General features: G+C 48.3%; 22 protein-coding genes and 1 riboswitch. Of the genes, 6 read left to right on the top strand and 16 right to left on the bottom strand.

Annotated elements, in window-relative coordinates:
- Positions 1-8: 8 nt before the first annotated feature.
- Positions 9-773, bottom strand: a complete 765-nt coding sequence (locus tag KNQ03_RS11845) for a TerC family protein (RefSeq protein WP_029343196.1) — start codon at positions 771-773, stop codon at positions 9-11.
- Between the two features lie 165 nt (positions 774-938).
- On the bottom strand, positions 939-1,796 hold the full coding sequence (locus KNQ03_RS11840) for a TerC family protein (protein ID WP_041255251.1): 858 nt from the start codon (positions 1,794-1,796) through the stop codon (positions 939-941).
- Between the two features lie 329 nt (positions 1,797-2,125).
- On the opposite strand from KNQ03_RS11840, the gene folE2 reads away from it, so the two are divergent.
- The 4 genes from folE2 to KNQ03_RS11820 all read left to right on the top strand — a co-directional run bounded on the left by folE2 (position 2,126) and on the right by KNQ03_RS11820 (position 7,516).
- Positions 2,126-3,031, top strand: a complete 906-nt coding sequence (gene folE2, locus KNQ03_RS11835; RefSeq protein WP_214724851.1) for a GTP cyclohydrolase FolE2 — start codon at positions 2,126-2,128, stop codon at positions 3,029-3,031.
- A gap of 109 nt (positions 3,032-3,140) precedes the next feature.
- Complete coding sequence (locus KNQ03_RS11830) at positions 3,141-4,907, top strand: LytS/YhcK type 5TM receptor domain-containing protein (protein ID WP_214724849.1); 1,767 nt, start codon at positions 3,141-3,143, stop codon at positions 4,905-4,907.
- The gene (locus KNQ03_RS11825; RefSeq protein ID WP_029343193.1) at positions 4,888-5,583 is read left to right on the top strand and encodes a LytR/AlgR family response regulator transcription factor; all 696 of its coding nucleotides are present in this window, start codon (positions 4,888-4,890) and stop codon (positions 5,581-5,583) included. Before KNQ03_RS11830 ends, KNQ03_RS11825 begins: the two co-directional genes overlap by 20 nt.
- Before the next feature lie 139 nt (positions 5,584-5,722).
- Positions 5,723-7,516, top strand: a complete 1,794-nt coding sequence (locus KNQ03_RS11820; protein ID WP_023466771.1) for a carbon starvation CstA family protein — start codon at positions 5,723-5,725, stop codon at positions 7,514-7,516.
- 61 nt (positions 7,517-7,577) lie between these two features.
- On the opposite strand, the gene KNQ03_RS11815 is transcribed toward KNQ03_RS11820, so the two are convergent.
- From KNQ03_RS11815 to pta, 12 genes are all read right to left on the bottom strand, one after another.
- Positions 7,578-8,402 carry an energy-coupling factor transporter transmembrane component T family protein gene (locus KNQ03_RS11815; protein WP_023466770.1) on the bottom strand — a complete coding sequence of 275 codons (825 nt, stop codon included), beginning with the start codon at positions 8,400-8,402 and terminating at the stop codon, positions 7,578-7,580.
- Positions 8,393-10,096 carry an ABC transporter ATP-binding protein gene (locus tag KNQ03_RS11810; protein WP_214724847.1) on the bottom strand — a complete coding sequence of 568 codons (1,704 nt, stop codon included), beginning with the start codon at positions 10,094-10,096 and terminating at the stop codon, positions 8,393-8,395. The genes KNQ03_RS11815 and KNQ03_RS11810 overlap by 10 nt, the downstream gene beginning before the upstream one ends.
- Before the next feature lie 70 nt (positions 10,097-10,166).
- A complete protein-coding gene (locus tag KNQ03_RS11805) occupies positions 10,167-10,718 on the bottom strand; it encodes an ECF-type riboflavin transporter substrate-binding protein (RefSeq protein ID WP_023466768.1) in 552 nt (183 codons plus the stop codon).
- Positions 10,715-11,572: an SAM hydrolase/SAM-dependent halogenase family protein gene (locus KNQ03_RS11800; protein WP_029343188.1), complete on the bottom strand. Its 858-nt coding sequence runs from the start codon at positions 11,570-11,572 to the stop codon at positions 10,715-10,717. The genes KNQ03_RS11805 and KNQ03_RS11800 overlap by 4 nt, the downstream gene beginning before the upstream one ends.
- A 372-nt stretch (positions 11,573-11,944) precedes the next feature.
- The gene (locus tag KNQ03_RS11795; protein WP_047391952.1) at positions 11,945-12,388 is read right to left on the bottom strand and encodes a GDYXXLXY domain-containing protein; all 444 of its coding nucleotides are present in this window, start codon (positions 12,386-12,388) and stop codon (positions 11,945-11,947) included.
- Positions 12,385-13,572 (bottom strand): DUF2157 domain-containing protein, encoded by a 1,188-nt coding sequence (locus KNQ03_RS11790; protein ID WP_214724845.1) that lies wholly within the window; start codon positions 13,570-13,572, stop codon positions 12,385-12,387. The genes KNQ03_RS11795 and KNQ03_RS11790 overlap by 4 nt, the downstream gene beginning before the upstream one ends.
- A 168-nt stretch (positions 13,573-13,740) precedes the next feature.
- Positions 13,741-15,720 (bottom strand): methyl-accepting chemotaxis protein, encoded by a 1,980-nt coding sequence (locus tag KNQ03_RS11785; protein WP_214724842.1) that lies wholly within the window; start codon positions 15,718-15,720, stop codon positions 13,741-13,743.
- 155 nt (positions 15,721-15,875) lie between these two features.
- Positions 15,876-16,175 (bottom strand): rhodanese-like domain-containing protein, encoded by a 300-nt coding sequence (locus KNQ03_RS11780; RefSeq protein WP_023466762.1) that lies wholly within the window; start codon positions 16,173-16,175, stop codon positions 15,876-15,878.
- A 120-nt stretch (positions 16,176-16,295) separates the two neighbouring features.
- Positions 16,296-17,672, bottom strand: a complete 1,377-nt coding sequence (locus KNQ03_RS11775) for an amino acid permease (protein ID WP_214724840.1) — start codon at positions 17,670-17,672, stop codon at positions 16,296-16,298.
- A gap of 221 nt (positions 17,673-17,893) precedes the next feature.
- Positions 17,894-19,195: a nucleobase:cation symporter-2 family protein gene (locus KNQ03_RS11770; protein ID WP_214724838.1), complete on the bottom strand. Its 1,302-nt coding sequence runs from the start codon at positions 19,193-19,195 to the stop codon at positions 17,894-17,896.
- Positions 19,192-19,776: a xanthine phosphoribosyltransferase gene (locus KNQ03_RS11765; RefSeq protein WP_035399199.1), complete on the bottom strand. Its 585-nt coding sequence runs from the start codon at positions 19,774-19,776 to the stop codon at positions 19,192-19,194. Before KNQ03_RS11765 ends, KNQ03_RS11770 begins: the two co-directional genes overlap by 4 nt.
- Positions 19,777-19,851: 75 nt before the next feature.
- Positions 19,852-19,951: riboswitch (purine riboswitch) on the bottom strand.
- A 70-nt stretch (positions 19,952-20,021) separates the two neighbouring features.
- Positions 20,022-21,008 (bottom strand): phosphate acetyltransferase, encoded by a 987-nt coding sequence (pta, locus tag KNQ03_RS11760; protein ID WP_214724837.1) that lies wholly within the window; start codon positions 21,006-21,008, stop codon positions 20,022-20,024.
- Between the two features lie 345 nt (positions 21,009-21,353).
- Between pta and hemQ the strand changes: the two genes are divergently transcribed.
- Both hemQ and KNQ03_RS11750 read left to right on the top strand, forming a co-directional pair.
- Positions 21,354-22,130: a hydrogen peroxide-dependent heme synthase gene (gene hemQ / locus KNQ03_RS11755; RefSeq protein ID WP_050677313.1), complete on the top strand. Its 777-nt coding sequence runs from the start codon at positions 21,354-21,356 to the stop codon at positions 22,128-22,130.
- A gap of 103 nt (positions 22,131-22,233) precedes the next feature.
- Positions 22,234-22,383, top strand: coding sequence for a hypothetical protein (locus tag KNQ03_RS11750; RefSeq protein ID WP_023466754.1), 150 nt, complete (start codon positions 22,234-22,236; stop codon positions 22,381-22,383).
- Positions 22,384-22,480: 97 nt separating this feature from the next.
- Here KNQ03_RS11750 and KNQ03_RS11745 read toward each other — a convergent pair whose 3' ends face one another.
- Both KNQ03_RS11745 and KNQ03_RS11740 read right to left on the bottom strand, forming a co-directional pair.
- Positions 22,481-22,849, bottom strand: coding sequence for a DUF423 domain-containing protein (locus KNQ03_RS11745; RefSeq protein ID WP_023466753.1), 369 nt, complete (start codon positions 22,847-22,849; stop codon positions 22,481-22,483).
- A gap of 2 nt (positions 22,850-22,851) precedes the next feature.
- On the bottom strand, positions 22,852-23,457 hold the full coding sequence (locus KNQ03_RS11740; RefSeq protein WP_023466752.1) for a trimeric intracellular cation channel family protein: 606 nt from the start codon (positions 23,455-23,457) through the stop codon (positions 22,852-22,854).
- Positions 23,458-23,568: the final 111 nt, after the last annotated feature.

Raw genomic sequence — 23,568 nt, 5'->3', positions numbered from 1 at the left:
CCATTGTATTATTTTGCTGATTTGGTTGAACTGCTTCCGCTACGGAACCAACCAATGATTAAAATCAGAGCAAGTACGACCCAGAAGATCGTTTGCCATAGTGTACTCTCTGGAAACTCATGCGGCAAGACGTCGATTGACGGATGCGCGAGTGTCATGACGACCAGTTTTACACCAACCCATGCGACAAGCCAAAAGGCAGCTTCTTCGATGCCTGGTCGCTTTTGGAGCAAGACGACGAACCAGCTCGCGAAGTAACGCATGATAACGAGCCCGATGATCCCACTGAAGAAGACGACCCAGAATTGTCCTGTATTCAAACCACCGATCGTTCCACCAATCATCGGTAGTGTCGTCGCCATGGCGACAGCAGCAAGCGTTGAATCGACCGCAAACGCTAAATCAGAGAACTCAACTTTCACGACCGTCCACCAAAAGTTCGGTGAGGCTTTTTGTGAGGCAATCGTGTCCGGTACTTGGTGTTTATTCGATCGTGCCTCGACGATTCCTTTAAACGCGACATAAAAGAGATAAATCGCCCCGAGTGCTTGAAGTTCCCAAATCGTCGCTAAGTACGAAGCAAAGAAGATTGCCACGAAACGTAAGACGAGTGCTCCGACGAGACCATAGAAAAGCGCCTTTTTACGTTGATCGTCTGGTAACGGTCGGACGAGGACCGCCATGACCATCGCATTGTCGGCGGATAGTAATCCTTGCAAAATGATCAGTACGAGCCCGACGGTCGCATACTGTGTAATTAATCCAATATCCATACTAACGAATCCCCTTTATTGTTCAGTCTATTTATTATATGCCGGTCGATCGGAAAGAAAAAGATGAAAGCTCGACTCAAGTACTTAACCTTGTGTTTTATTCCCATTGTTTAAGAAAACCTAACACAAAAAAACGACCCGTCATCGACGGATCGTTTCCATTTCTTATAAGTTTTGATCAACTTTCTTTTCAGCATCTGGATTTGGTTTCGTTTTTGGTGAAGAGAACCAACCCCAAAGAGCAAGACCGACCATGACTGTCCAGAAGAAAGCCTGCCACGGTGTACTGTGGGCAAATCCTTCCGGAAGTTTTAAGGCTTCAAAGATTGTTCCTTCGATTGATGCGTGGTATTTCGGGTGTTCGAGCGCCAGAACAGCTAGCTTCACACCAACCCAGGCAACAATCGCAAACGCTGCTGTCTCAAGACCTGGGCGATCTGCAAGTAATTTAACAAAGACACGTGCTGCGAAACGCATCAAGACGACACCCATCAAACCACCTGTTAAGATGACGATGAAGTGACCTGTGTTCAAACCACCGATTTCGCCTGATCCCCAGTTTGGAAGGGCAACGGCAAGTGCTACTGCTGCAAGAATCGAATCGACAGCAAACGCTAAGTCTGCAAATTCAATCTTCGCAACTGTCCGCCAGAATTCACCTTTTGAAACTGGCTCTTCCGACTTCGGTTCTTCATCCAGCTCATTTTCAGCCCCATGGTTCTCACCGAGCTTTCTGGCTTTAACGGTCTTATAAATATGCCGTAGTCCCATGATGAGCAAGTACGCCGCTCCAAGTGCTTGGATTTGCCAAATATCGACGAGGAACGAAATCGCGAACAATGCCGCGAATCGTAAGACGAACGCTCCAGCTAGTCCATAAAAAAGTGCTTTCTTTTGTTGTTCTCCTGGTAAGTGCTTGACCATGACCGCGAGTACGAGTGCATTATCCGCTGAAAGTAATCCTTCAAGCGCGATCAAGACGAGTACGACCCAGGCATACTGTAATAGTAACTGCCAATCCATCTCTGTCATCCCTTTCTCTTACTACCTGTAAAATAAAAAAACTTCAATTATTGACCATGACGAAAAAACAATGATTACACGTTCACCTGAACATATACTATAGGATAGTATACCCGATTGCAAGTAAGTTATTCCTATAGATATAGAATGTGTCGATTTTGAGTCGTGCGAGTTTCGTTTATCGAACGTTCGTGATAAAATTCAAGACAATACTTCTAGCGATGAAAAGATGAAACACATTTGCGGAATCATCAGACTTGCTCGTCTCTAGCATTCCTGTCATGTTATTACTATTGAAACACTACAAAAGGACAAAGGGGCCAATGAATATGTCTACCTACCCGATTACGTTACCAACAAAAGAAGAGCGCCATAAGCTGTTCGGTTCGGTACCACCAATCAAAGGAACAAAACCGACTGAAAAAGATAAGATGGTCGACTTGCAAAATACACCGAAGAACTTCCTGTTCGCACTAGATGCTGTCGGAATCTCAAACGTCAAACATCCTGTCGTCATCCAAGACGGAGACAACACACAAGCGACAGTCGCGACGTTTGAACTGTCGACATCACTCGTACAAGACCGTAAAGGGATCAACATGAGCCGTTTAACGGAGCAACTTGATCAATACCATAACGAAGGTTGGACGGTCACGAACGAGTCACTCATTCAATTTGCGCGTGATTTAGCAGACCGCATGGAACAAGCGGAAGGTCAATTGACGATCCGTTACCCATGGTTCTTCACACGTAAAGCACCTGCAACAGGTCTTAGCGGCTTGATGAATGCCGAAGTATGGCAAACGGTCAGCGTCAACACGGAAACAGACGAAGCGACATTGTCTGTCGGCTTGACGATCAACGTCACGACACTTTGTCCATGTTCAAAAGAAATTAGCGAATACAGTGCTCACAACCAACGTGGTTACGTCACGATGGAAGCATCGTTACGTGATGAAGCAGAAGACTTTGACTGGAAACAATCATTGCTTGATGCTGCAGAATCCAATGCCTCAGCGCCACTTCACCCAGTACTCAAACGTCCGGATGAAAAGCGCGTGACAGAGATGGCATACGAAAACCCACGTTTCGTAGAAGATATGGTTCGCTTGATTGCTGCTGACTTGTACGAAATGGACCCAATTGCTTCGTTCTATGTCGAATGCCGTAACGAAGAAACGATTCACCAACATGACGCGATCGCACGGATCACGTTCGATAAAGACGCACAATAAGTAAGTCTGCCGTACTCCCTCTTAAACCGAGCGAGTACGGCTTTTTTGTGTGCCGGCATTGCTCTCCCTTTTGCGAGCGTTTACACTTAACTCGAATGGAGGAATGCACATGTTGGAACTGATTCCTTTTTTACTCGAACGACTCGGTATCATGATCATCTTAGCGTTCATCCTCGCCCAGTGGGGACCGACACGGCGGTTGCTGCGTCAACCGGAAGCGGGCTGGCAATTTCGTGTCCTCGTCCTGTTTTTTGCGACGTACGGTATTTTAAGTAACTATACAGGGGTCAAAGTCGACTTAGCTGAATTCTTACCTCATGCTTGGCTCGAAGAAGTCGACGGGACATCAGCGATTGCAAACACACGAACGATGATCGTCGTCATCAGCGGATTGCTCGCTGGTCCGCTCGGTGGATTGATGACCGGATTGATTGTCGGGGTTCACCGGTATTCCCTCGGCGGATTCACAGCGTTCGCTTGCGCGCTTTCCACCGTCATCGCCGGTGGTGTCAGCGGTCTCTTACGATCCTATTGGCGCGACCGCCTCAGTAGCCAAGCGTTATTGCCCGTGTGTCTGACTGCTTTTTTAATGCTGTTTGAAATGTCATTGATTTTACTATTCGCCCGCCCCTTTGATGCGGCAGTCGAACTCGTCCAGTTCATCTTCGTACCGATGACACTGATCAACGTCCTCGGTGTCTGGTTGTTCTTATCGATCATCCGTCTTGCTGCACGAGAAGAGGAAACGGTTCGGGCACGAGAAGCAGAACGGTCGTTGCATATCGCCGATTTGACGCTTCCGCATCTGACGCGTGGTCTACATATCCATACGGCAGAAGCTGTCGCGGAAATTCTGTTGCAGCAAACGCGAGCCGAAGCCGTCTCACTGACGGATCGTTCCGTCATCCTGGCCCATATCGGTATCGGGAGCGACCACCATCAAGCTGGGAGTCACTGGACGACGAAACCGACCGAGCATGTCTTGCAGGACGGACAAGTCCGTCTTGTGACGGAACGACTCGATATCGGCTGTCCCGTAACGGATTGTCCGCTTCAAGCCGGCATCATCGCTCCGCTCATCGTCGGGGAAACGACGATCGGGACGTTGAAAGTCTATTATCCTCATGCCGAATTGCTCGACGCCGTCGAAGTCGAACTCATTGAAGGGTTAGCGAAATTGTTCTCGACACAACTAGCACTCGGGAATGCCCAGCGGCAAGCCGGTTTACTGAAAGATGCCGAGATCCGGGCACTCGAAGCACAAATTCACCCCCACTTCCTGTTTAATGCGATCAATACGATTTATGCACTGTGCCGGACGGATGTCGAACAAGCACGCACGTTGTTGCTCGAATTGTCGACGTTCTTCCGCAGTAACCTCCAAGGCGCACGATCGACGAAAATTCCGCTCCAAAAGGAACTCGAGCACATCGAAGCATACACATCTCTTGAAGCCGCTCGTTTTCCGAATCGTCCGTTTCTCGACATTGATTTAGCAGACGAGACGACGTCTTTACTCGTTCCACCGTTCATCTTACAACCGTTGATCGAAAATGCGTTCCTTCATGCGTTTTCTTCTGAACAGACAGGATATGTCGGTGTGACGGCATGGTGTGAGGCAGACCAGCTGTGTCTCGAAGTCGTCGACAACGGACGCGGCATTGACGCTTCGCGCCTTGCTCGTCTCGGTCGAGAAGTCGTTCCGTCCTCGGGCACCGGTACCGCATTATTCAATACGGCAGAACGGATTCGAAGTTTATATGGTGAAAAGGGACAGTTTACGATCACGAGTGACGGTCAAAACGGCACAACGATCGCGATTCGTCTCCCGATTGAACTCAGAAAGGAGATCCAGCATGCGCACCTTGTTGATTGAAGATGAACCGCTCGCACGCGACGAGCTCCGTTATCACGTGACCGCAGCCGGTCTTGAAGTCGTCGGGGAAACCGGCAGTGTCGAGGAAGCCGAACGACTCGTTCGCTCCCTTCAACCTGACTTAGTCTTTCTCGATATCGAGCTAACGGACGGAAGTGGTCTTGAAGTCGCCAAACGCTTGAAATCGATGCCACGTCCACCAGCTTTGCTGTTTGTGACGGCATATGATGCTCATGCGCTTGAAGCGTTTGAGCTCAATGCCTATGATTACATCTTGAAACCGTATGATCCGGCACGGATTGTCCGTGCGATTGAAAAAGTTGCGCGACCGCTTCCGAAAAAAGCACCTCGACTTGAACGTTTAGCCGTTGAGACGGGCGAACAACTGAAATTATTGTCTCCTCAAGATATCGATTACATCGTCGCTGAGAACGGGAAGACGAAGATCGTCACGGAACATGAGGCGTATCCATCGAACGAGACCTTACTCGAACTCGAACGAAAGCTTCAAGATCATCGCTTTTTACGGGTTCACCGCTCGTACCTCGTCAACTTATCAGCAATCGATGCAATCGAACCTTGGTTCAACGGAGCCTATAATTTAAAAATTCATCAGATTGATGTGCCAGTCAGTCGGACGTATGTCAAACTACTGAAAGAAGCGCTCGGTATTTGAGCGCTTCTTTTTTGTGATTCAAGGTCCATTTTCAACCTTTCATCGAACGAAACCGACAACTCATCTAAAAATCAAAGAAAGCGCTTCCATAACTTGTATACTAAATCCATCATAGTTCATTCAAGAGGAGGAATTTTAGATGAGCGCTACTCCAATCGTTATTGCTGTCATCTGTATCTTATTAATCGCGTATCGTCTCTACGGCACGTTCATGGCTGCGAAAGTCTTAAAAATCAAAGATGATCGCGAAACGCCCGCTCATAAATTAGCGGATGGAAAAGATTACGTCCCAACGAACAAATGGGTCTCGTTCGGACACCATTTTGCGGCAATCGCTGCTGCCGGTCCACTCGTCGGACCTGTCCTTGCTGCTCAGTTCGGATATCTCCCCGGCTTACTGTGGCTCTTAATCGGTGCCGTCATCGGTGGAGCGGTCCATGATATGGTTGTTCTTTTTGCCTCGATGCGCCAAGACGGTCAGTCGCTGTCTGAAGTCGCTAAAAAAGAGCTGGGACCAGTCGCTGGTTTTTGTGCCGGTCTGGCGATGCTCTTCATCATCACGATCACGATGGCCGGTCTATCGATGGTCGTCTTGCACGCACTTGAACATAACCCATGGGGTACATTCGCTGTCTTCTCGACGATTCCAATCGCGATGTTCGTTGGGATTTACTTACGTAAAGGTGGCAATCTAGCACTTGCTTCAACGGTTGGTTTCTTACTGATTTTAGCGGCAATTGGTTTTGGTCCTCAGTTAACGGAAACATTCATCGGTGACTGGTTCGACCTTTCATCCCGTCAACTCGCGATTGCTTTACCGATTTATGCGTTCTTTGCCGCTGCACTGCCAGTGTGGCTCTTACTCGCACCTCGCGACTATTTATCGAGTTTCATGAAAATCGGTGTCTTTCTTGCTTTGATCGTTGGTGTCTTCATCATCAACCCGGACATTCGATTCCCAGCATTCACGAAGTTCGTTGATGGTGGTGGTCCAATCATCGCTGGTCCAGTCTGGCCATTCATCTCGATCACGATTGCCTGTGGTGCGATATCTGGTTTCCACGCCTTCGTTGGTTCTGGTACGACACCGAAGATGATCAATCGATGGAGCGACATCAAACCCGTTGCCTTCGGTGCTATGCTTGTCGAATGTCTTGTTGCCGTCATGGCATTGATTGCTGCGACATCGCTTGAAGTCGGTGATTACTTCGCCATCAACTCAACACCAGAAGTATTCGCGACGCTCGGTATGAGCACGGTCTATCTTGATGATTTATCCCGTGAAATCGGTCTCGATCTGGCAGGTCGAACAGGTGGTGCCGTCTCACTCGCCGTCGGTATGACATTCATCTTCCGCGCCATCCCGTGGTTCAAAGAGATTGCCGGATTCTTCTTCCAATTCGTCATTCTATTCGAAGCGGTCTTCATCTTAACCGCAATCGATGCAGGAACACGCGTCGCCCGTTACTTGATTCAAGATTTCTTCGGGGAGTTCTACAAACCACTCAAACGTGTCGACTGGATTCCAGGTGCGATCTTCGCTTCGGCACTCGGGACGTTCTTCTGGGGCTATCTCCTGTTTTCGGGTGACATCGGTTCGATTTGGGCATTATTCGGGGTATCGAATCAGCTGATGGCTTCAATCGGCTTGATCATCGGAACGACGATCATCTTGAAAATCGCCGATAAAAAAGTCTATGCGCTGACGACGTTCATCCCGCTCGTCTACCTTCTGATCACGGTAACGTTCGCGGATATCTGGATGGTCGCAAACGTCTATGCGAATCCCGATTCTCCAGGTTTCAGCATCTTGAATACGGTCTTGTCCGTAACGATGGGACTGCTCGCGATCGTCATCACGATCTCAGCCGTCAAGAAATGGATTGAACTGTTGAATTCACCACGTTGGGAAAATCAAAAACGATCTGCGTAAGCGGATTGGTCATATGACAAAAGGCAGTGGACGCATCCACTGCCTTTTTCGTATCTCATTTTTAAAACGGATTATAAAAGCGATTACCATCATAGAAAGTGACGACGAATGACAAAACCGTCAAAAGTAGCACACAGCCGATCGCGACATAATCGATTCGTGTCATCGTCTGTTGGTTGTACCACGTTCGCTTTCGTCCGGCACCGAATCCACGGAGATCCATCGCATTGCTGACGGTCTCAATCCGCTCCAAACTCGTAAATAGCAACGGAAGTAAAATCTGGATGCTATTGCGTGCCCGCTGCCAAAGGGAGCCGTGTGAGACAGCAATCCCTCGTGCTTCTTGAGCGTTCGCGATCGTCCGGAAATCAGATTGAACGTCCGGAATATAACGGAGCGCTAAGGAGACCGCAAATGCGATCTTATACGGAACACCAATCCGATTCAAAGAAGAAGCGAACTCCGTCGGATGGGTCGTGACGAGAAACAACACAGCAATCGGAACGATCACACTGTATTTTAAGATTAAATTGAACAGATAAAATAATTGTTCTGCGGTCATCGTAAATCGTCCGATTCCTTCAAGTAAGACGTGACGCGATCCGTAGATTGCCACGCCCTGCTCTGGTTCGAACAGATAAACAGCGAGCGCATTAATCAGGACGAAAATCGCTGTAAAGATCAAGACGAAGCGGACTTCCCGAAACTGGATACGCGACAATCGGAATAACACGATACTGACTAACCCCATTACAAGTAAGACACGTGTATCATAGGTGAACATCGTTGCTGTCGTAAATAATAAGAATCCGATCAGTTTCGTCGTTCCCGTCAATCGATGAATCGGTGACGTTTTTTCAATATAGCCAAGCATTTCTACAGCCATTGTTCCCGCTCCTTTCGCTCCGCCGTAATCACGGACTCGACGAATCGTTCCGGATCGACTTCGAGGTGTTGCGCTAGCGTAAAGAGCGATGTTTGTTTTAAATGGGCATGATGCAGCAATTGTTCTTGATTCAGCAGTCCAAATGATGTTCCAGCATAACGGATACGCCCAGCTTGCACGAGGCAGACTTGATCGCTGTATTCTAAGACGAGATGCATGTCGTGCGTGATGATGAGTAACGTCATTCCGTCCTGCTTCAATCCTTCTAAAAAGTCCATCATATCCGAATAATGCCGATAATCTTGACCGGCTGTTGGTTCATCGAGAATCAAGATATCCGGTCGTCGAACGAGAATCGAAGCAATCGTCACTCGTTTCTTCTGACCAAAACTCAGTGCTTGAATCGGCCAATTACGAAACGGATATAATCCGCAACGACGTAATGTCTGCTCGAGACGCTCGTTTTCTTCCGCCTCACTCAGTCCGAGCGCCTGCATCCCGTAGCGGATTTCCTCCTGCACGAGGTGTTTTGAAATCATATGATTCGGATTTTGCAGAACGAATCCGATCGTTCCTGCTCGCTCTGCGATCGATTGGTTCGTGATGTCGATTCCGTCAAGCAGGATCCGACCAGCTGTCGTCCGTTGGTAACCACTCAACACTTTCGCAAGCGTGGATTTTCCGGCACCATTCTGACCGACGATCGTCGTCAGTGTTCCTTTTTGAAAAGTCGCCGTCACATTCTCAAGCACCGGCGTTCCTTGACGATAATGAAACGCCAACTGATTGAGTTCAAGCAATGAAGTAGAGGTTGCAACCTCTTTTTGGGGTGCTTTCTCTAAACGCTCTAACACGTTCGTCTGGTTGAATCGCTTTAAAAAGGGATCGATGCGGCTAGGCTGATCTGAAGGTTGAACGGCAAGCCCAGCCCAGCGTGCGGCACTGACATAGAGAGGTTCACGCAAGAACGCTTCTTGCAGTTTTCCGTTACTTAAGATGACATCCGGATGATCATCAGCGATGATTTCGCCGTCGACCATGACGATGATGCGGTCAAACGGAATGACGAGTACATCCTCGATTCGATGTTCGACGACGATCAATGTGCGATTCGTATCACGTTGCAGTCGATCCATAAGCGCCATCGCCTCTTGTCCCGCTACCGGATCGAGATTCGCGAGCGGCTCATCAAACAGTAAGATGTCCGCATCTTCGACGAGGACTCCGGCTAATGCCGCCCGTTGTCGTTGTCCTCCTGATAGATCATTCAATCGTGCTTGCAAGAGCATCTCGACATCCGTCATCCGTGCGACGCGTTCGACGATCTCCTGCATTTCCGGTCGCCCAGTCTGTTTATTTTCGAGCGCAAAGGCGATGTCTTCGCCAACCGATAAACCAACGAACTGCGCATCTGGATCCTGTAACACCGTTCCAATATGCAGCGAACGATCAAATAACGATAACTCCCGGGCATCCTGCCCTTTGATCAGGACCTGTCCTTCCCACGTTCCAGGGTACGAGAACGGAATCAACCCATTGATGCACTGGGCGAGCGTACTTTTTCCTGAACCCGACGGTCCAACGATTAAGATGCGTTCGCCTGCTTGAATCGCTAATTGAATCTGCCGGAGTGTCGGTTCCGACTGACTCCGATATGTAAATGAAAAATCCTGAAATTCGATTACGTTTGTCATATCCTTCTCCCCCCAAGCTAAATGAGCTATGATCCTGCCGTCTCTTCGCACAGGATCATAGCTCATTCGGTCAAGCTTCGCGTTTCAAGCTGCCTGCTTTACTTCTTGTTTTCGCATAGGTGACGAGCAACAACGTTCCAATGACACCGACTGTCAAGATGTTCGATGTCGCAGCGACAGCCCCTTGGACGAAGACTTTGTTCGCTGGCTCCGTGTAAATTAAGATATCGAGTACCGGTGCAATGATGATCCAACCGATCGCTTGCACGATGGCTTGTGTGACATTGAATAAGACGATTTTACGTGTCGTCAATCCGCCTTCTTCTAGACGAATCCGGTTAGCGATCAATCCGATGCCAAAACCGACGAACCCGGATACGATGACCCAGCTCCACCACGGAGACCCATATAAAATCGCATCTTTTAATCCATGACCGATCAGACCGATCAAACCGGCTGTGACTGGTCCGAACAAAACTGCCATGAATGCGAGAAATGCATAGGATGTCTCAATTGACGTGTTCGGTACGCCTGTCGGAATCACAGCGAATCGACTTAAAATGATGAATACTGCTGCTCCGATCCCGGTTGCGACGATCTGTTTTGTCGTAAATCCTTTCATGTTCGATCTCCTCCTTTAATATGTTGTACGTTAACACTCCAATCATTTCCGATTCCAACCTCAAATGCATGCGCAAACGAACCTTGATTCAAGGCAAGAGCAATCTGATCCAGCGAGTTGATGTAGACGACGCCTGAACCAACCGGCACATCGGCGAACGAATGACCAAAGAGCAGTGTTTGTTCGTAAACAATCCGTTCTCGGTACGAAATCGTTACCTTGACGTGGCTACCGATGTCGAGACCCGCCTGACGGACGAGAGCGACCGGAATATTCGTCCAGACATTTCCGAAGCGAACATCGAGAATCTCGACGATACCGGTAACACCGGTATCCGACGACGAGGCAAGTGTCCGGTCGAGCAAGACGATGTCCGAAGCAGGTAAAACGGGTCCTACTTCCTCGAAGGTGATGACATGGCTCGATAACCGAGCACCCGTGAAGGCAAAGATATCTCGTCCGTGAAACGTATACGATTCACCCATTCGAGGTAAGCGATGCCGTCGATCATCGAGTTGCCTCACTTCAGCAATGTATCCGGCTTGCCAAAGATGCGTCAACGTTCCGTTATCTGGTGTGATGATGTATTGATTCGCATGCGTCCGCGCGACGACACTCTTTCGACTCGATCCGACACCTGGATCAACGACAGAAACGAACACCGTTTGCTCCGTCCAGTACGGTACCGTCTGCAGTAACCGATAGGACGCTTCCCAAATGTGGAAGGGCGGAATGTCGTGCGTCAAATCAAAAATCCGAATCTCTGGATTGATGCTATGCGCAACCCCATACATCGCACTCACTGCCCCGTCACTCACGCCAAAGTCTGATTGCAATACCAATGCTTCTGCCATCTCGTCATCCTCCTCCTGCGCGGACGTCCCCACAAAAAAGACACCACGCCCTTATCTCTCAGGACGTGATGTCTGTTCACGTGGTACCACCTTCGTTCATAGCTCAACTCACGTTCAGCCACCTCTAGGAGTACGAGACTCCCTGGAATGCTAACGGTATCCGTCCTACCGGTCGGTTCTACTAATGAACACGGTTCACGTTCTTCCGACTGCTCCGGGACCATCTTCAAATGACGAAATCGTCTCATTTCCAGCAACAGAGACTCTCTATCGATTTCTGATCACTTTACTCTTCCCGTCTACGCATGCAGATTTAGTTGTCTGAAAATTTAAATTAATAGTACAACCGTTTCATTCCTGACGCAAGGTTTTTTACTCAGAAATTTTTAAATTCGTCGTCCGGATCGTTCCCCATGGTGACACATCCGCACGGACTTCTAGTGCTTTAGCTTTCTCGTATTGTTTTCCGCTTCCCTGTTCGACATAATACTGCGTCAACTGTGGAATCGACACGTATTGGTCATAATAGTCGCCGGCGACACTTCCAAAGAATCGTTCATTCGAAATCCGGTCGATTTGAGCATAACCAGAAGCATCTGTCTTGAAGCTGACATAAACACGCCCATTTTGAATCGTCGGACCTGGTTTTAAATCCGGATACTGAAGCATCACGTATTCACCGTAAACGGGATCAAACGGATCAAACGGCTCTGCCCGAAAACGGTACGATGTTCCGAACCAGGAGGTCGCAAAAAAGCTGACGATCAACAGACCAACGGCGCACGTCTGCAATACAGGCATTAGATAGCGCTTCATGACGTCACACCTCCTCTACGGCGTAACCACCATAAGACACCGGACAATAGGAAGATGAGGAGCGCACCGATGAGGAAAAACAAAGACATGTTTAAACGATCCCACGCATAGATGACGTATATCGCGATTTGAACGAGAATGAAATAGAGGAAGGCTGGCCAGATGACGGCATGACGACGTTCTTGATACAACAGATACAGTAGCGCGGATAGTTCAACGAGAATGGCGAGTAGAATGGCCTGTTCATCAAGCCACAGGACTCCAACGAATCCAAGCGGAACGATAAACAATAAGGAGAGACGTTTTTGATAGAGGAAAATTCCTAACCCGATGGATACGATAGCTAGCAGAATCGCTTCTGTCATGGATGGTAATGCGGCATTTGATTCCGCACGTACAGACAGATAGACGATCGAACTGATGGCAGCAACGACCAGATAGACCATTTCGACGATCCGGCGATTGGACTCCTCACGAACAAGCCAGAGAACTGGAACGAGTAAAAATAGCGTCCAGACCGGCCACAGGAATCCGTCATATGATACAAGGAGAAACAAGGAGAGACCACTGAAGAAGAGAAACAGCCAGCTAAACAAAAGCGATGGCAGACGTTGACTGAAGTAAAACCAACTGAACGACAACACGACCATCAGACCGAACGACGTCCAGTCGAGATAACTCGCCTGTTCTTGACCAAAACCACCGAGACTCGTGAAGATCGTCCATCCGGAAAGGAAGGCTACGACACCGTATGCTTCATGACGCCAAAGCATATAATGCACTAATGCGGCGACAAACATACACCAACTGAGCAGTGATCCTTCCATCGGCAAGTGAAAACTTTGAACAACTACGAGAATCGAGGCGCCAAACGCTAGGATTCCACCGATTCGAAAGACGACCGGATGAAGAATACGACGACGTTCCGAAAGATCCGCCATGATGTAACAAATCCACATGAGTGCTACGACAAGTCCGATTTTCCAGCCGATCGGCATCGCTTGCCAGTTGGCAGCTAAAAAGCTGAATACAGCCAAGACGACGAAGGTCCCTCCAACAATCAACAAGAGCGGTAGACGTTGCTTTTCCTTACGATTGTTCTCATAATCGACGATTCGTTTGACGGTTGCTTCGTCCAAAAGCCCCGCTTCACTCCACTCTCTCATCTTGCGTAACTGCTTCATCGCACCCACCTCCTTCGAAGTGTTTAGATATTTATTAAATTCCCGATTTAGTACCATCTCAAGCCCGGATTCACAAGGATTCCAAGCTATTTGTTCAGTTTGTCACAAAATGGTGACAGACAAAAAAAGCAAGGAAGAATAGCTTCCTTGCTTTGTATAATCGATGGCTTAAACACGGAAACGGGCAACGAGCACCTGTAATTCTTCCGCCATATCGGATAATGCTTTGGCTGAGTGCGAAATCTCTTCCATCGCACTCAACTGTTCTTCTGTCGTCGCTGCGACTTGTTTCGACGCCGATGAATTCTCTTGCGCGATATGTGCGATTTCGGTTGCAGAGGCAGAAACCTCTTGAACGTTCGCTGCGATTTCCTCGACAGTTGCTGTCACATCTTCGATTCGCGGTGTCATCTCTTGCGTCCGTTCGAGAATCTTCTGGAATCGTTCTGCTGATGCTTCTGTCGTCGATAAACCGGCTTTCGTCTGTCCTGATACTTCTTTCATCATCGTGACTGACTGATCTGTCTCCTGCTTGATGTTTTGAATCAGCTGTGCAATCTGCTTCGTTGAATCCTGTGACTGCTCTGCTAGTTTCCGTACTTCACTTGCGACGACGGCGAACCCTTTTCCGTTTTCGCCTGCCCGTGCTGCTTCAATCGCCGCGTTCAGTGCCAATAAATTCGTTTGTTCGGCAATGCCGTTGATGACATCGACGATTTTCCCGATTTCATTCGAACGATGTGCGAGTGAGCTGATGACACCACCGAAGTTTTGAACGGAGGCATCGATTTCTTTCATCTGCTGGACGTTCTGTAGTACAGCAACCGTTCCGTTCTCGGCTTCTGTTGCCGTTGAACGTGATAGCTCTGACACATCGGTTGAGCTCTCAGCAATTCGCATGATGCCCGCTGTAATCGACTGGAGCGAAACGGCATTCGCATCGAGTTGACGTTTCGATTGATCCGCCCCTGCTGCGACCTGTTGAATCGATCCCGCAATCTGTTCCGATGCGGACGTCGTCTGGGCAGAGTTCGCCATTAATTCCTGCGACGAGCCGGCCACTTGTGTGATCGACTGGTCGAGATTGATGATGATCGAGCGGAGTGAATCGACCATGACGTTAAAGCTTTGCGCAACTTGCCCGACCTCATCGTTTGATTCAACGATGACGGGTTCCGTCAAATCACCAGATTGAATCCGTTCTGCCCCACGTGTCAAATGACCGAGTGGGCGTAAGATCGAGCGAAGGATGAAGTAAATGAAGACGGCTGCGACGAGTAACATTCCGCCGATGACAGCAAGCGTCGTCAAAAGAATGCTCGACGTCGCATCGGTGATTTCATGATCGTACAGGGTTCCGGCAACCTTCCACTTCGTCAAATCATTCGTCATGAAGTCCATCTGTTTGCCTTCATTTTCGAATTCATACGAAAATTGTCCAGCTGGATCCGCATAGAGTGGTGCAACCCAGTTCCCTGTCGCTTTTTCACCTGGTTTTAACGTTGGGTGCGTGACGAACTTTTTATTCGAATCGAGAATCGTCACATAACCTTCCTTACCGATTTTAATCTTTTTCGCGATTTCCGCGATGCGGTCGACATCGACATCAATCGCGACGACACCTCTTCCGTTGCCCGTCGTCTGCGAGAGCGTGACCATCATCTTGTTTGAGGCCGCATCAACGTAAGGATCGGTGATGACGACTTTTCCACCTGCTGCTTCCGCTGATTGATACCAGGGACGCTCACGTGGATCATAATCCTCAGGCATGACCTGTTCCGGGAAAATGTTCATATCCCCTTCCGTCGTCGCGAAATAGATGTTCGCTGCCTGCGGATGCATATCGAGATATTCCGTCATTTTTTCCTTCAACGCTGCATTTTGTTTTCCTTTTTGATAAAGCGTTCCGTCAATCCGGTCCGCAAAAAAGGCGACATCGCGTCGCATCGGATCAATGATATTCTGAATCTCATCATTCATCCGATCGACTCCACCATGTGCCGATTGTAGAATTTGCTCCGTCATCGTTTGTTTCGCCTGATTGTAGGCAACAAATCCGATCACAAGTGCTGGAATTACTAATAGGAGAATTGATGTCAGAATTAATTTTTGTTTGATGCTCATCGTGCGTTTGATCTTTTGTTCCATGTGTCACTCCATTCCCGAGTGCAAGGACTCGCTATTCTACCTTCTTTATCGGAAGAACAGCGAAGAATATTCATAGTAAAAATAATAATCGTTCATTGATTCACATGAAAAAAAGACGACCCGTATGGAGTCGTCTTCCTTGGTAACGCTTACCCTTATGCTTCTTGATCGCCCTTCCAGTTCATCATGCCGCCTTCGACGTTGACGATATCATATCCATACTGCTCGAGGAAACGACCGACGTTTTCGCTTCGCGCGCCCGCTTTACAGATTAAGTAGTAGGTTTCACCTTCTTGCAGCTCCGTATAGCGTTCACCGATTTCAGACATCGGAAGGAAGCGGACGTTCGGAATATGTCCTGCATCGTATTCATCCTGCTCCCGGACGTCAACGACGTGTAACGCCTCGCCTGCCTCTAATCGCTCTTGTAACTCATCTACATGAATCGTTTTCATTTCGTATGACCTCCTGTATGGTTCTGCCGTAAGTGTAGCAAATTCATCATCAAAACAAAACGAAACCGTTTGATACGAAGTGATGAAAAAGCGGACCCGTTTGCGGATCCGCCCATCTCATTATTCTCCTGATGCTCGACGCGTCGACTGACGTGTCTCCTTATGCATTCCCCGTGCATAATAGACAGCAATCAGAATCGCGTACCATAGTGGTCCAACGACCAAAGCGATGCGTGTACTTGCGTCAAATGCCATCAAGACGATGACACCAGCAAGTGCCGCGAGGGCAATGTAGTTCGCGACCGGGAAGAATGGAACAGCGAATTCTGCTGAACCATGTACCTTCCGCGCCCGCATCTGGGCGATCAGAATCATTGCCCACGTCCAAACGGCTCCGAACGTCGCAATACTCGTAACGATCGCAAAGACATCTTCCGGTAAGAAGTAGTTCAAAGCGACACCAACGAGCAACGCGACACCTGAAAGAATCGTCGCCAGTGCCGGGACACCGTTTTTCGAGATTTTCGAGAAACGACGTGGTGCTTCACTGTTCTCGGATAAGTTCATCATCATCCGGGCTGTCGAGAAGATACCGGAGTTACATGACGAGAGTGCTGCCGTTAAGACAACGAAGTTGATGATGCCGGCTGCTGCTGGAATACCAAGTGAATCAAATAATAATACGAACGGACTACTATTGTTCGCTCCGACTTGATTCCACGGATAAATCGATAAAATGACGAAGAGCGCACCGATGTAGAATACTAAAATCCGAAGGAAGACGTTATTGACGGCTTTTCGAATCGTTTTCTTCGGGTTCTTCGCTTCCCCTGCTGTGACCCCAATCACTTCAATTCCTAAGAACGCAAACATGACCATCTGCATGGCAAGGAGTACTCCACCGAATCCGTTCGGCAGGAATCCACCATGTGACCACAGGTTTGAAATTCCAACCGGTGTGCCGCCGTTTCCAAGACCAATGACAATCGTCAAGGTCCCTAAGATGATCATGGCGACGATCGCGACGATTTTAATCAACGCAAACCAAAATTCGAATTCACCATAAAATTTAACAGCAATGAAGTTGATGCTCGTCATCAAGACAAGTGCTGCTAGTGCCCATACCCACCCCTGAGAATCCGGGAACCATACTTTCATGTAAATACCGACTGCTGTGATTTCCGCCATACACGTAAAAATCCAGAGTAACCAATAATTCCAACCTGTTAAAAAGCCAGCTAATGGACTGACATACTTCCGGGCATACTCCGCAAAACTACCAGCCACCGGCTCCCGCACTGCAAGCTCCCCAAGTGCTCGCATGATAATGAAAATGATGACACCACCAATCAGATAACCAAGTAAGATCCCTGGTCCTGCTAATTGGATCGCTTTTGCTGACCCTAGGAAGAGTCCGACACCGATTGCCGCCCCCAGCGACATCAGTGTAATATGACGTTCTTCCAGTCCCCGATTCAACTCTGTCTGTTGTTTCATTTTTACGACGTCCTTCCCGTCTCTGTTTGTTTCTTAGCAGTTCCCCGTACCGCTACGTTGTCAGTATAAAGAAGATGTGTCGATTTTGTAAACGTTTTCAATGTATATTTCTTACCAAATCCACATACTCGGAATATTCTGATTACGTTAGCAGTATAAAAAAAGGAACCTCCTGCTACTAAGTAGTATACAGGACAGTTCCTTTCGGAAAGTTACAATTGTTAATCAACTTTAGCAAGTGGTGCGTCTACTGACTCCGACTTACTCGTCAATCGGAAGATTCCATTTAGCAATAATGCCGTTAGTGACCCTGCGACGATCGGGCTATCCGTCAAGACACGGATTTGTGACGGGAGACCGGCTACGATCTCAGGATTCGTACTGATTCCTAAACCAATTCCGAGCGCGAGTGCTACCGTGATGACGTGTTCGTTCTTCGAAAAATCGACCCGCGAAAGAATACGAATCCCGCTCGCTGCGACCGTTCCGAACATGATCAACATTGCCCCACCTAGGACAGGTTTTGGAATCAACGTCGTGAATGTCGCCACTTTTGGTAAGAAGCCGAGCAAGATTAAAAATCCACCCGCAAATAAAATGACTTTACGTGTCTTCACGCCAGTCAACTGAACGAGACCGACGTTTTGGCTGTATGTCGTATACGGGAAACTATTGAAAATACCGCCAACGATCGTCGCGACACCTTCTGCCCGGTAGCCACGTGCTAGATCCTTATCCGTTAAGCGACGATCCGTGATCTCACCAAGTGTCAAGAACACACCTGTCGATTCAACCATCGAGACGAGACCAACGAGTGTCATCGTCAAGATCGCCGTCGCATTGAATGTCGGAACACCGAAGTAGAACGGCGTCACCATTTGGAACCATGACGCTTCCGCCACCGGACTGAAGTCGATCATCCCCATGCCAAACGCAACCAGTGTACTGATCATCACAGCAATCAAGACGGCTGCTGCTTTTGAAAAGACCGTGCCGTAGCGATTCAAGATTAAAATCAAGACGATCGTTAGTCCGGCGAGTCCAAGATAACGTGCGTCACCAAAGTCCTTCACCCCTTGTCCGCCCCCGATATCGTTGATTGCAGCCGGAATCAAGGAAATCCCAATGATCGTCACGACAGAACCAAGGACGACTGGCGGGAACAAGACGGCAATCTTACTAAACCAGCCTGAGATGACGAGAATGATCAAACCACTCGCAATTAAAGCACCATAAATCGCCGTAATCCCTTGAAGACTACCGATCGCGATCATCGGACCGACTGCGGTGAAGGTACAACCAAGGACGACAGGAAGACCGACGCCTGTATATTTCGTGACGAGCACTTGTAGTAAGGTCGCTACGCCACACATGAAGAGATCAATCGCAACTAAATAAGCAAGTTCTTCTCCCGACAATCCGATCGCACTACCAACGATCAGCGGAACGACGGCTGCTCCTGTGTACATCGCGAGCACATGCTGAAGTCCGAGACTAGCGGCTTTGAAGTTCGATAGTCTCATACGGTCACCGAGTCAACGAACGTCGCTTTTCCATCCTTCAACGACTTCACGCGAGCGAGTGACTCGACGCGGAACCCGGCTTCGATTAACTTTTGACGTCCCGGTTGGAACGACTTTTCAATGACGATTCCAAAGCCGGCAACTTCCGCACCTGCCTGCTCAACGAGGCGAGCGAGACCAAATGCCGCTTCTCCGTTCGCGAGGAAATCGTCGATGATCAGAACTCGCTCACCCGGTTGTAGGTATTTTTCTGCAACCGTAATCGTACTCGTCTGTTGTTTCGTAAACGAGAAGACTTCAGCTGAAATCGTTCCTTCATTCAAGGTGACGGATTTCGTCTTACGGGCATAGACCATTGGTACCCCTAAACGGAGCGCCGTCATCATTGCCGGGGCAATACCACCTGCTTCGATCGTCAAAATCCGCGTGATACCGGCATCTTGGAAGCGATCCATGAACTCATAGGCGATTTCCCACATCAAGGTCGGATCGACCTGATGGTTTAAAAAGGCATCCACTTTCAATACTTGATCCGATAATACGATTCCCTCTTGATTAATCATGTCGTGTAGACGTTTCATACATGCATTCTCCTCTTTAAAAACGAAAAAACGTACAGCCGCTACCCGGGGGCAGCCACTGTACGCCAAAAAAGAGAGCAGTAACTCACCACCCGTAGTCGGACCGTTACGGCGATCCGGTAGAGACTCGTGGGCCAATTCCCACTATTATACGAGCGTTGCTATACGTTTACGTTTCGTGATTTTCGTGATGTGTACCATTGTACGGGGTTTAGCGAAAAAGTAAAGACTTTTTCACACCGTGCTTAGGCTTGGCGTTCTTCGACTGCTTGCGCTGCCGTGATGATCGCGAGTTTGTAGACATCCTCTTCGTTACAACCGCGTGAAAGATCGTTGACCGGTTTGTTCAACCCTTGAAGGATCGGACCGATTGCTTCGAATCCACCAAGACGTTGTGCGATTTTGTAGCCAATGTTTCCAGCTTCAAGACTTGGGAAGATGAAGACGTTCGCTTGACCTGCGACATCTGATTCTGGTGCTTTTGATTTCGCGACGCTTGGAACGAATGCAGCATCGAATTGAAGTTCCCCATCGATCGCAAGCTCTGGTGCACGTTCTTTAGCAATGCGTGTTGCTTCAACGACACGCTCTGTCTCTGGTGATTTTGCTGAACCTTTTGTCGAGAAGCTGAGCAATGCCACTTTCGGATCGATACCGAATGTTTTCGCTGTTTTCGCAGATGCAATTGCGTTCTCTGCTAGATCGTTCGCATCTGGTGCGATGTTGATTGCGCAGTCTGCGAAGACGTATTGCTCATCGTCACGTACCATGATGAAGACGCCTGATGTTTTTTTATAGCCTTCTTGCATCTTGATGATTTGAAGTGCTGGACGAACTGTATCGCCTGTTGCGTGCATTGCCCCCGATACAAGACCTTCTGCTTGCCCTGTGTGAACGAGCATCGTACCGAACGTGTTCACGTCTTTTAAGATGACAGCACGTGCTTGCTCTTCTGTTGCTTTCCCTTTACGACGCTCAACGAACGATGCGACGAGCTCATCGATTCCAACGTAAGAAGCAGGATCAATCGTATCAAGTCCCGTGACATCGATTCCGTTTGCTGCTGCTGTTTCTTCAATTTGTACACGTGGTCCGATGACGACCGGTGTGACGAGACCGTCTTTCTTCAAACGGACAGCTGCGCCAAGAACACGCGCGTCAATTCCTTCTGGGAAGACGATTTTCGGTTGGTGCGCTTTAATCTTTTGTTCTAACATATCGAATAATTGCATGAGTTTCTCTCCTTTTTAGGTAAACACGACGTCGTCGATTTGATCCATTTTCTTTTCCATCGTTTATTATACACAGTTCTCAATCGTTGTTAAAACAATTTGCAAAAAAGTTATCTAACAAAAGCACTGAAGCCATATTCACCGACTATTACAGTCATTTTCAAGAATGGTACAGAGACTATTTCCAAGCAACGTAATCTCCACTCCCCCTTTTACCCACTCTCTGCTTTTTTCATGTGTTACGATCTCATGGACAAAGACCTTTTCGGGCGAAGCGTTTCAATAGAATGTGATAAGATAGGATATGGAAAAAGACAATTTATTTCAGACTCAGGAGGTCATCCCATGCAACACCAAACATCTGAACCGACTGCTACGCAACAAGCCGCTGAAACACTCGACGGCTGGTATACATTACATGATTTCCGCCGGATCGATTGGTCACGCTTGAAACAAGTCGACGCGACAGACCGCGCGCGCATGATTGAGGAGTTCCAAGCCTTCCTCTCAGAGCTTTCTGGTGTCGAAGCGACAAAAGACGGAAGCCATGCACTTTACACGATCATCGGTCAAAAAGCCGATCTCGTCTTGATGGTTCTTCGTCCAACGATGGAACAAATCCAAGACGTCGAAGTCAAAATGCAGAAACTTGATCTCTATGATTACTTGATCCCGACGTATTCTTACGTCTCTGTCGTCGAACTCGGTACGTACCGTGGTTCAGGCGAAGGAAACCCATACGAGAACCCTTACGTGCGTGATCGTCTCTATCCAATCTTGCCACAAGCGAAGCACATCTGCTTCTACCCGATGAGCAAGTCACGTCGCGATGGCGACAACTGGTACACGCTTTCAATGGAGAAACGAAAAGAGCTCATGTATCGTCACGGTATGATTGGTCGGAGTTATGCTGGGAAAATTCAGCAAATCATCGGTGGATCAACTGGATTTGACGATTGGGAATGGGGCGTTACGCTCTTCTCAGACGACATTCTTCAGTTCAAGAAAATCGTCTATGAAATGCGTTTTGACGAAGTCAGCGCGAAGTACGGTGAGTTTGGTGAGTTCTTCATCGGGAACCGTCTCGAAAGTGAACAATTAAATACTCATTTTGCACTTTAATGTGTTGAATGACGTTTGATTGAAATATCTCATGGGAATATACTCCTTGCGGCTATAAAACAGGCTATAAAATAGTAGGTTGATTACGTAAGGAGGAATTACCATGGGGAATGCTATGAACCGATCGACACGATCGCGTGAATTGCAATTCGCTGTGCTTTCAAAAGAGCTGAAACCGGTTGCAGATCGTGTACTGGATCGCTATGAGCAAGCATTATCGAAGCTAAACAAAACACAAACGACAAAACGATGAACTCGTTTTGATACTTACGCCTACTCCATCGCGAGTAGGCGTTTTTCATACAAAAAAAGACCGTTCTTCTCCATGACGGAAGAAAAACGGTCAATCATCATAGTCCTTTGTAGGCACCAATCGCGACAAAGATCCATGCTGCGATGAACAAGACGCCACCAATCGGTGTGATGGCACCCAGTTTTGTTACATTCGTCAATGCCATGACGTACAGACTACCGGAGAAGAAGACGATTCCGGCAAGCATCAGCCATGCAGCCAACGACCATTGCGGGATCGATGCTTTTAATAAGAGTCCCCCGAGTGCTAGGATACCAAGCGAGTGTACCATCTGGTAAAGTACGCCTGTCTGCCAGTTCGCGAGCATCCGTTCCGTCAACATATCTTTTAAGGCGTGTGCACCGAATGCACCTAGTGCGACCGATAACATCATCGAGATCGCGCCAATCATAATGAAAACTTTCATGCTTATTCTCCCCCTAACCGTCGTGCTGGTAAATTCCATTCATAATAATACGATAGCATACGTAAAACGGTGATGAGTCCAAGCAATGTGAACAAATGTAGAGGATTCGTCAATTGGAAACGATCAATCACAAGTGCTGCCATGACGGCCCACATCGCATAGATCTCTTTATGCAAGACGAGTGGTTTCCGACCAGCGAGTAAATCGCGAATCACTCCACCACCAACACCAGTCAGCACAGCAGCTGAAATCGTCGCGGACAACGGCAGTCCTTTTGCTGTCGCCATCAAAGCACCTTGAATCGCAAACGCAGACAATCCGAGCGCATCCGCGAGGACGCCCCAACGTGTCCAGTGCGGCAAGAACAACTGGGGTAACATGAAGATCAACAACGCAACGAGAATCGCGACTAAAAAGAGACCACCTTGCGACCAGAGAGCGGATACCGGTACACCAATCAGTAAATTACGAATGGCACCCCCGCCGAATGCTGTGATCAAAGCAAGTAACCAGACACCGAATAAATCATATTTTTCTTCCATCGCAACAATCGCACCACTCATCGCAAAAGCGACCGTGCCGATGATATTCAATAAGTCCCAGGACATGCGCACATTTCACCTTTCTACAAAGAAATTCCAATACTTACTATACTCTCTTTTTAGTTTCCGTAAAGCATTAATTTTCTGTCACCGTTTCGACCGTTTGCGAGTGACGTT

This window comes from Exiguobacterium sp. s143, assembly GCF_018618895.1.
GTDB classification, from domain to species: Bacteria; Bacillota; Bacilli; order Exiguobacteriales; family Exiguobacteriaceae; genus Exiguobacterium_A; species Exiguobacterium_A abrahamii.
This window is presented reverse-complemented; position numbering and strand designations above follow the sequence as displayed.

Excerpts from the sequence above, each read along its gene's own strand:
- KNQ03_RS11740 (WP_023466752.1), bottom strand. The coding sequence starts at position 23,457 with ATGTCCTGGGACTTATTGAATATCATCGGCACGGTCGCTTTTGCGATG.
- pta (WP_214724837.1), bottom strand. The coding sequence starts at position 21,008 with ATGCAATTATTCGATATGTTAGAACAAAAGATTAAAGCGCACCAACCG.
- KNQ03_RS11790 (WP_214724845.1), bottom strand. The coding sequence starts at position 13,572 with ATGAAGCAGTTACGCAAGATGAGAGAGTGGAGTGAAGCGGGGCTTTTG.
- hemQ (WP_050677313.1), top strand. The coding sequence starts at position 21,354 with ATGCAACACCAAACATCTGAACCGACTGCTACGCAACAAGCCGCTGAA.
- KNQ03_RS11810 (WP_214724847.1), bottom strand. The coding sequence starts at position 10,096 with ATGACAAACGTAATCGAATTTCAGGATTTTTCATTTACATATCGGAGT.
- folE2 (WP_214724851.1), top strand. The coding sequence starts at position 2,126 with ATGTCTACCTACCCGATTACGTTACCAACAAAAGAAGAGCGCCATAAG.
- KNQ03_RS11840 (WP_041255251.1), bottom strand. The coding sequence starts at position 1,796 with ATGGATTGGCAGTTACTATTACAGTATGCCTGGGTCGTACTCGTCTTG.
- KNQ03_RS11770 (WP_214724838.1), bottom strand. The coding sequence starts at position 19,195 with ATGAGACTATCGAACTTCAAAGCCGCTAGTCTCGGACTTCAGCATGTG.
- KNQ03_RS11775 (WP_214724840.1), bottom strand. The coding sequence starts at position 17,672 with ATGAAACAACAGACAGAGTTGAATCGGGGACTGGAAGAACGTCATATT.
- KNQ03_RS11795 (WP_047391952.1), bottom strand. The coding sequence starts at position 12,388 with ATGAAGCGCTATCTAATGCCTGTATTGCAGACGTGCGCCGTTGGTCTG.
- KNQ03_RS11825 (WP_029343193.1), top strand. The coding sequence starts at position 4,888 with ATGCGCACCTTGTTGATTGAAGATGAACCGCTCGCACGCGACGAGCTC.
- KNQ03_RS11785 (WP_214724842.1), bottom strand. The coding sequence starts at position 15,720 with ATGGAACAAAAGATCAAACGCACGATGAGCATCAAACAAAAATTAATT.
- KNQ03_RS11745 (WP_023466753.1), bottom strand. The coding sequence starts at position 22,849 with ATGAAAGTTTTCATTATGATTGGCGCGATCTCGATGATGTTATCGGTC.
- KNQ03_RS11820 (WP_023466771.1), top strand. The coding sequence starts at position 5,723 with ATGAGCGCTACTCCAATCGTTATTGCTGTCATCTGTATCTTATTAATC.
- KNQ03_RS11765 (WP_035399199.1), bottom strand. The coding sequence starts at position 19,776 with ATGAAACGTCTACACGACATGATTAATCAAGAGGGAATCGTATTATCG.
- KNQ03_RS11815 (WP_023466770.1), bottom strand. The coding sequence starts at position 8,402 with ATGGCTGTAGAAATGCTTGGCTATATTGAAAAAACGTCACCGATTCAT.
- KNQ03_RS11805 (WP_023466768.1), bottom strand. The coding sequence starts at position 10,718 with ATGAAAGGATTTACGACAAAACAGATCGTCGCAACCGGGATCGGAGCA.
- KNQ03_RS11780 (WP_023466762.1), bottom strand. The coding sequence starts at position 16,175 with ATGAAAACGATTCATGTAGATGAGTTACAAGAGCGATTAGAGGCAGGC.
- KNQ03_RS11800 (WP_029343188.1), bottom strand. The coding sequence starts at position 11,572 with ATGGCAGAAGCATTGGTATTGCAATCAGACTTTGGCGTGAGTGACGGG.
- KNQ03_RS11830 (WP_214724849.1), top strand. The coding sequence starts at position 3,141 with ATGTTGGAACTGATTCCTTTTTTACTCGAACGACTCGGTATCATGATC.
- KNQ03_RS11845 (WP_029343196.1), bottom strand. The coding sequence starts at position 773 with ATGGATATTGGATTAATTACACAGTATGCGACCGTCGGGCTCGTACTG.
- KNQ03_RS11750 (WP_023466754.1), top strand. The coding sequence starts at position 22,234 with ATGGGGAATGCTATGAACCGATCGACACGATCGCGTGAATTGCAATTC.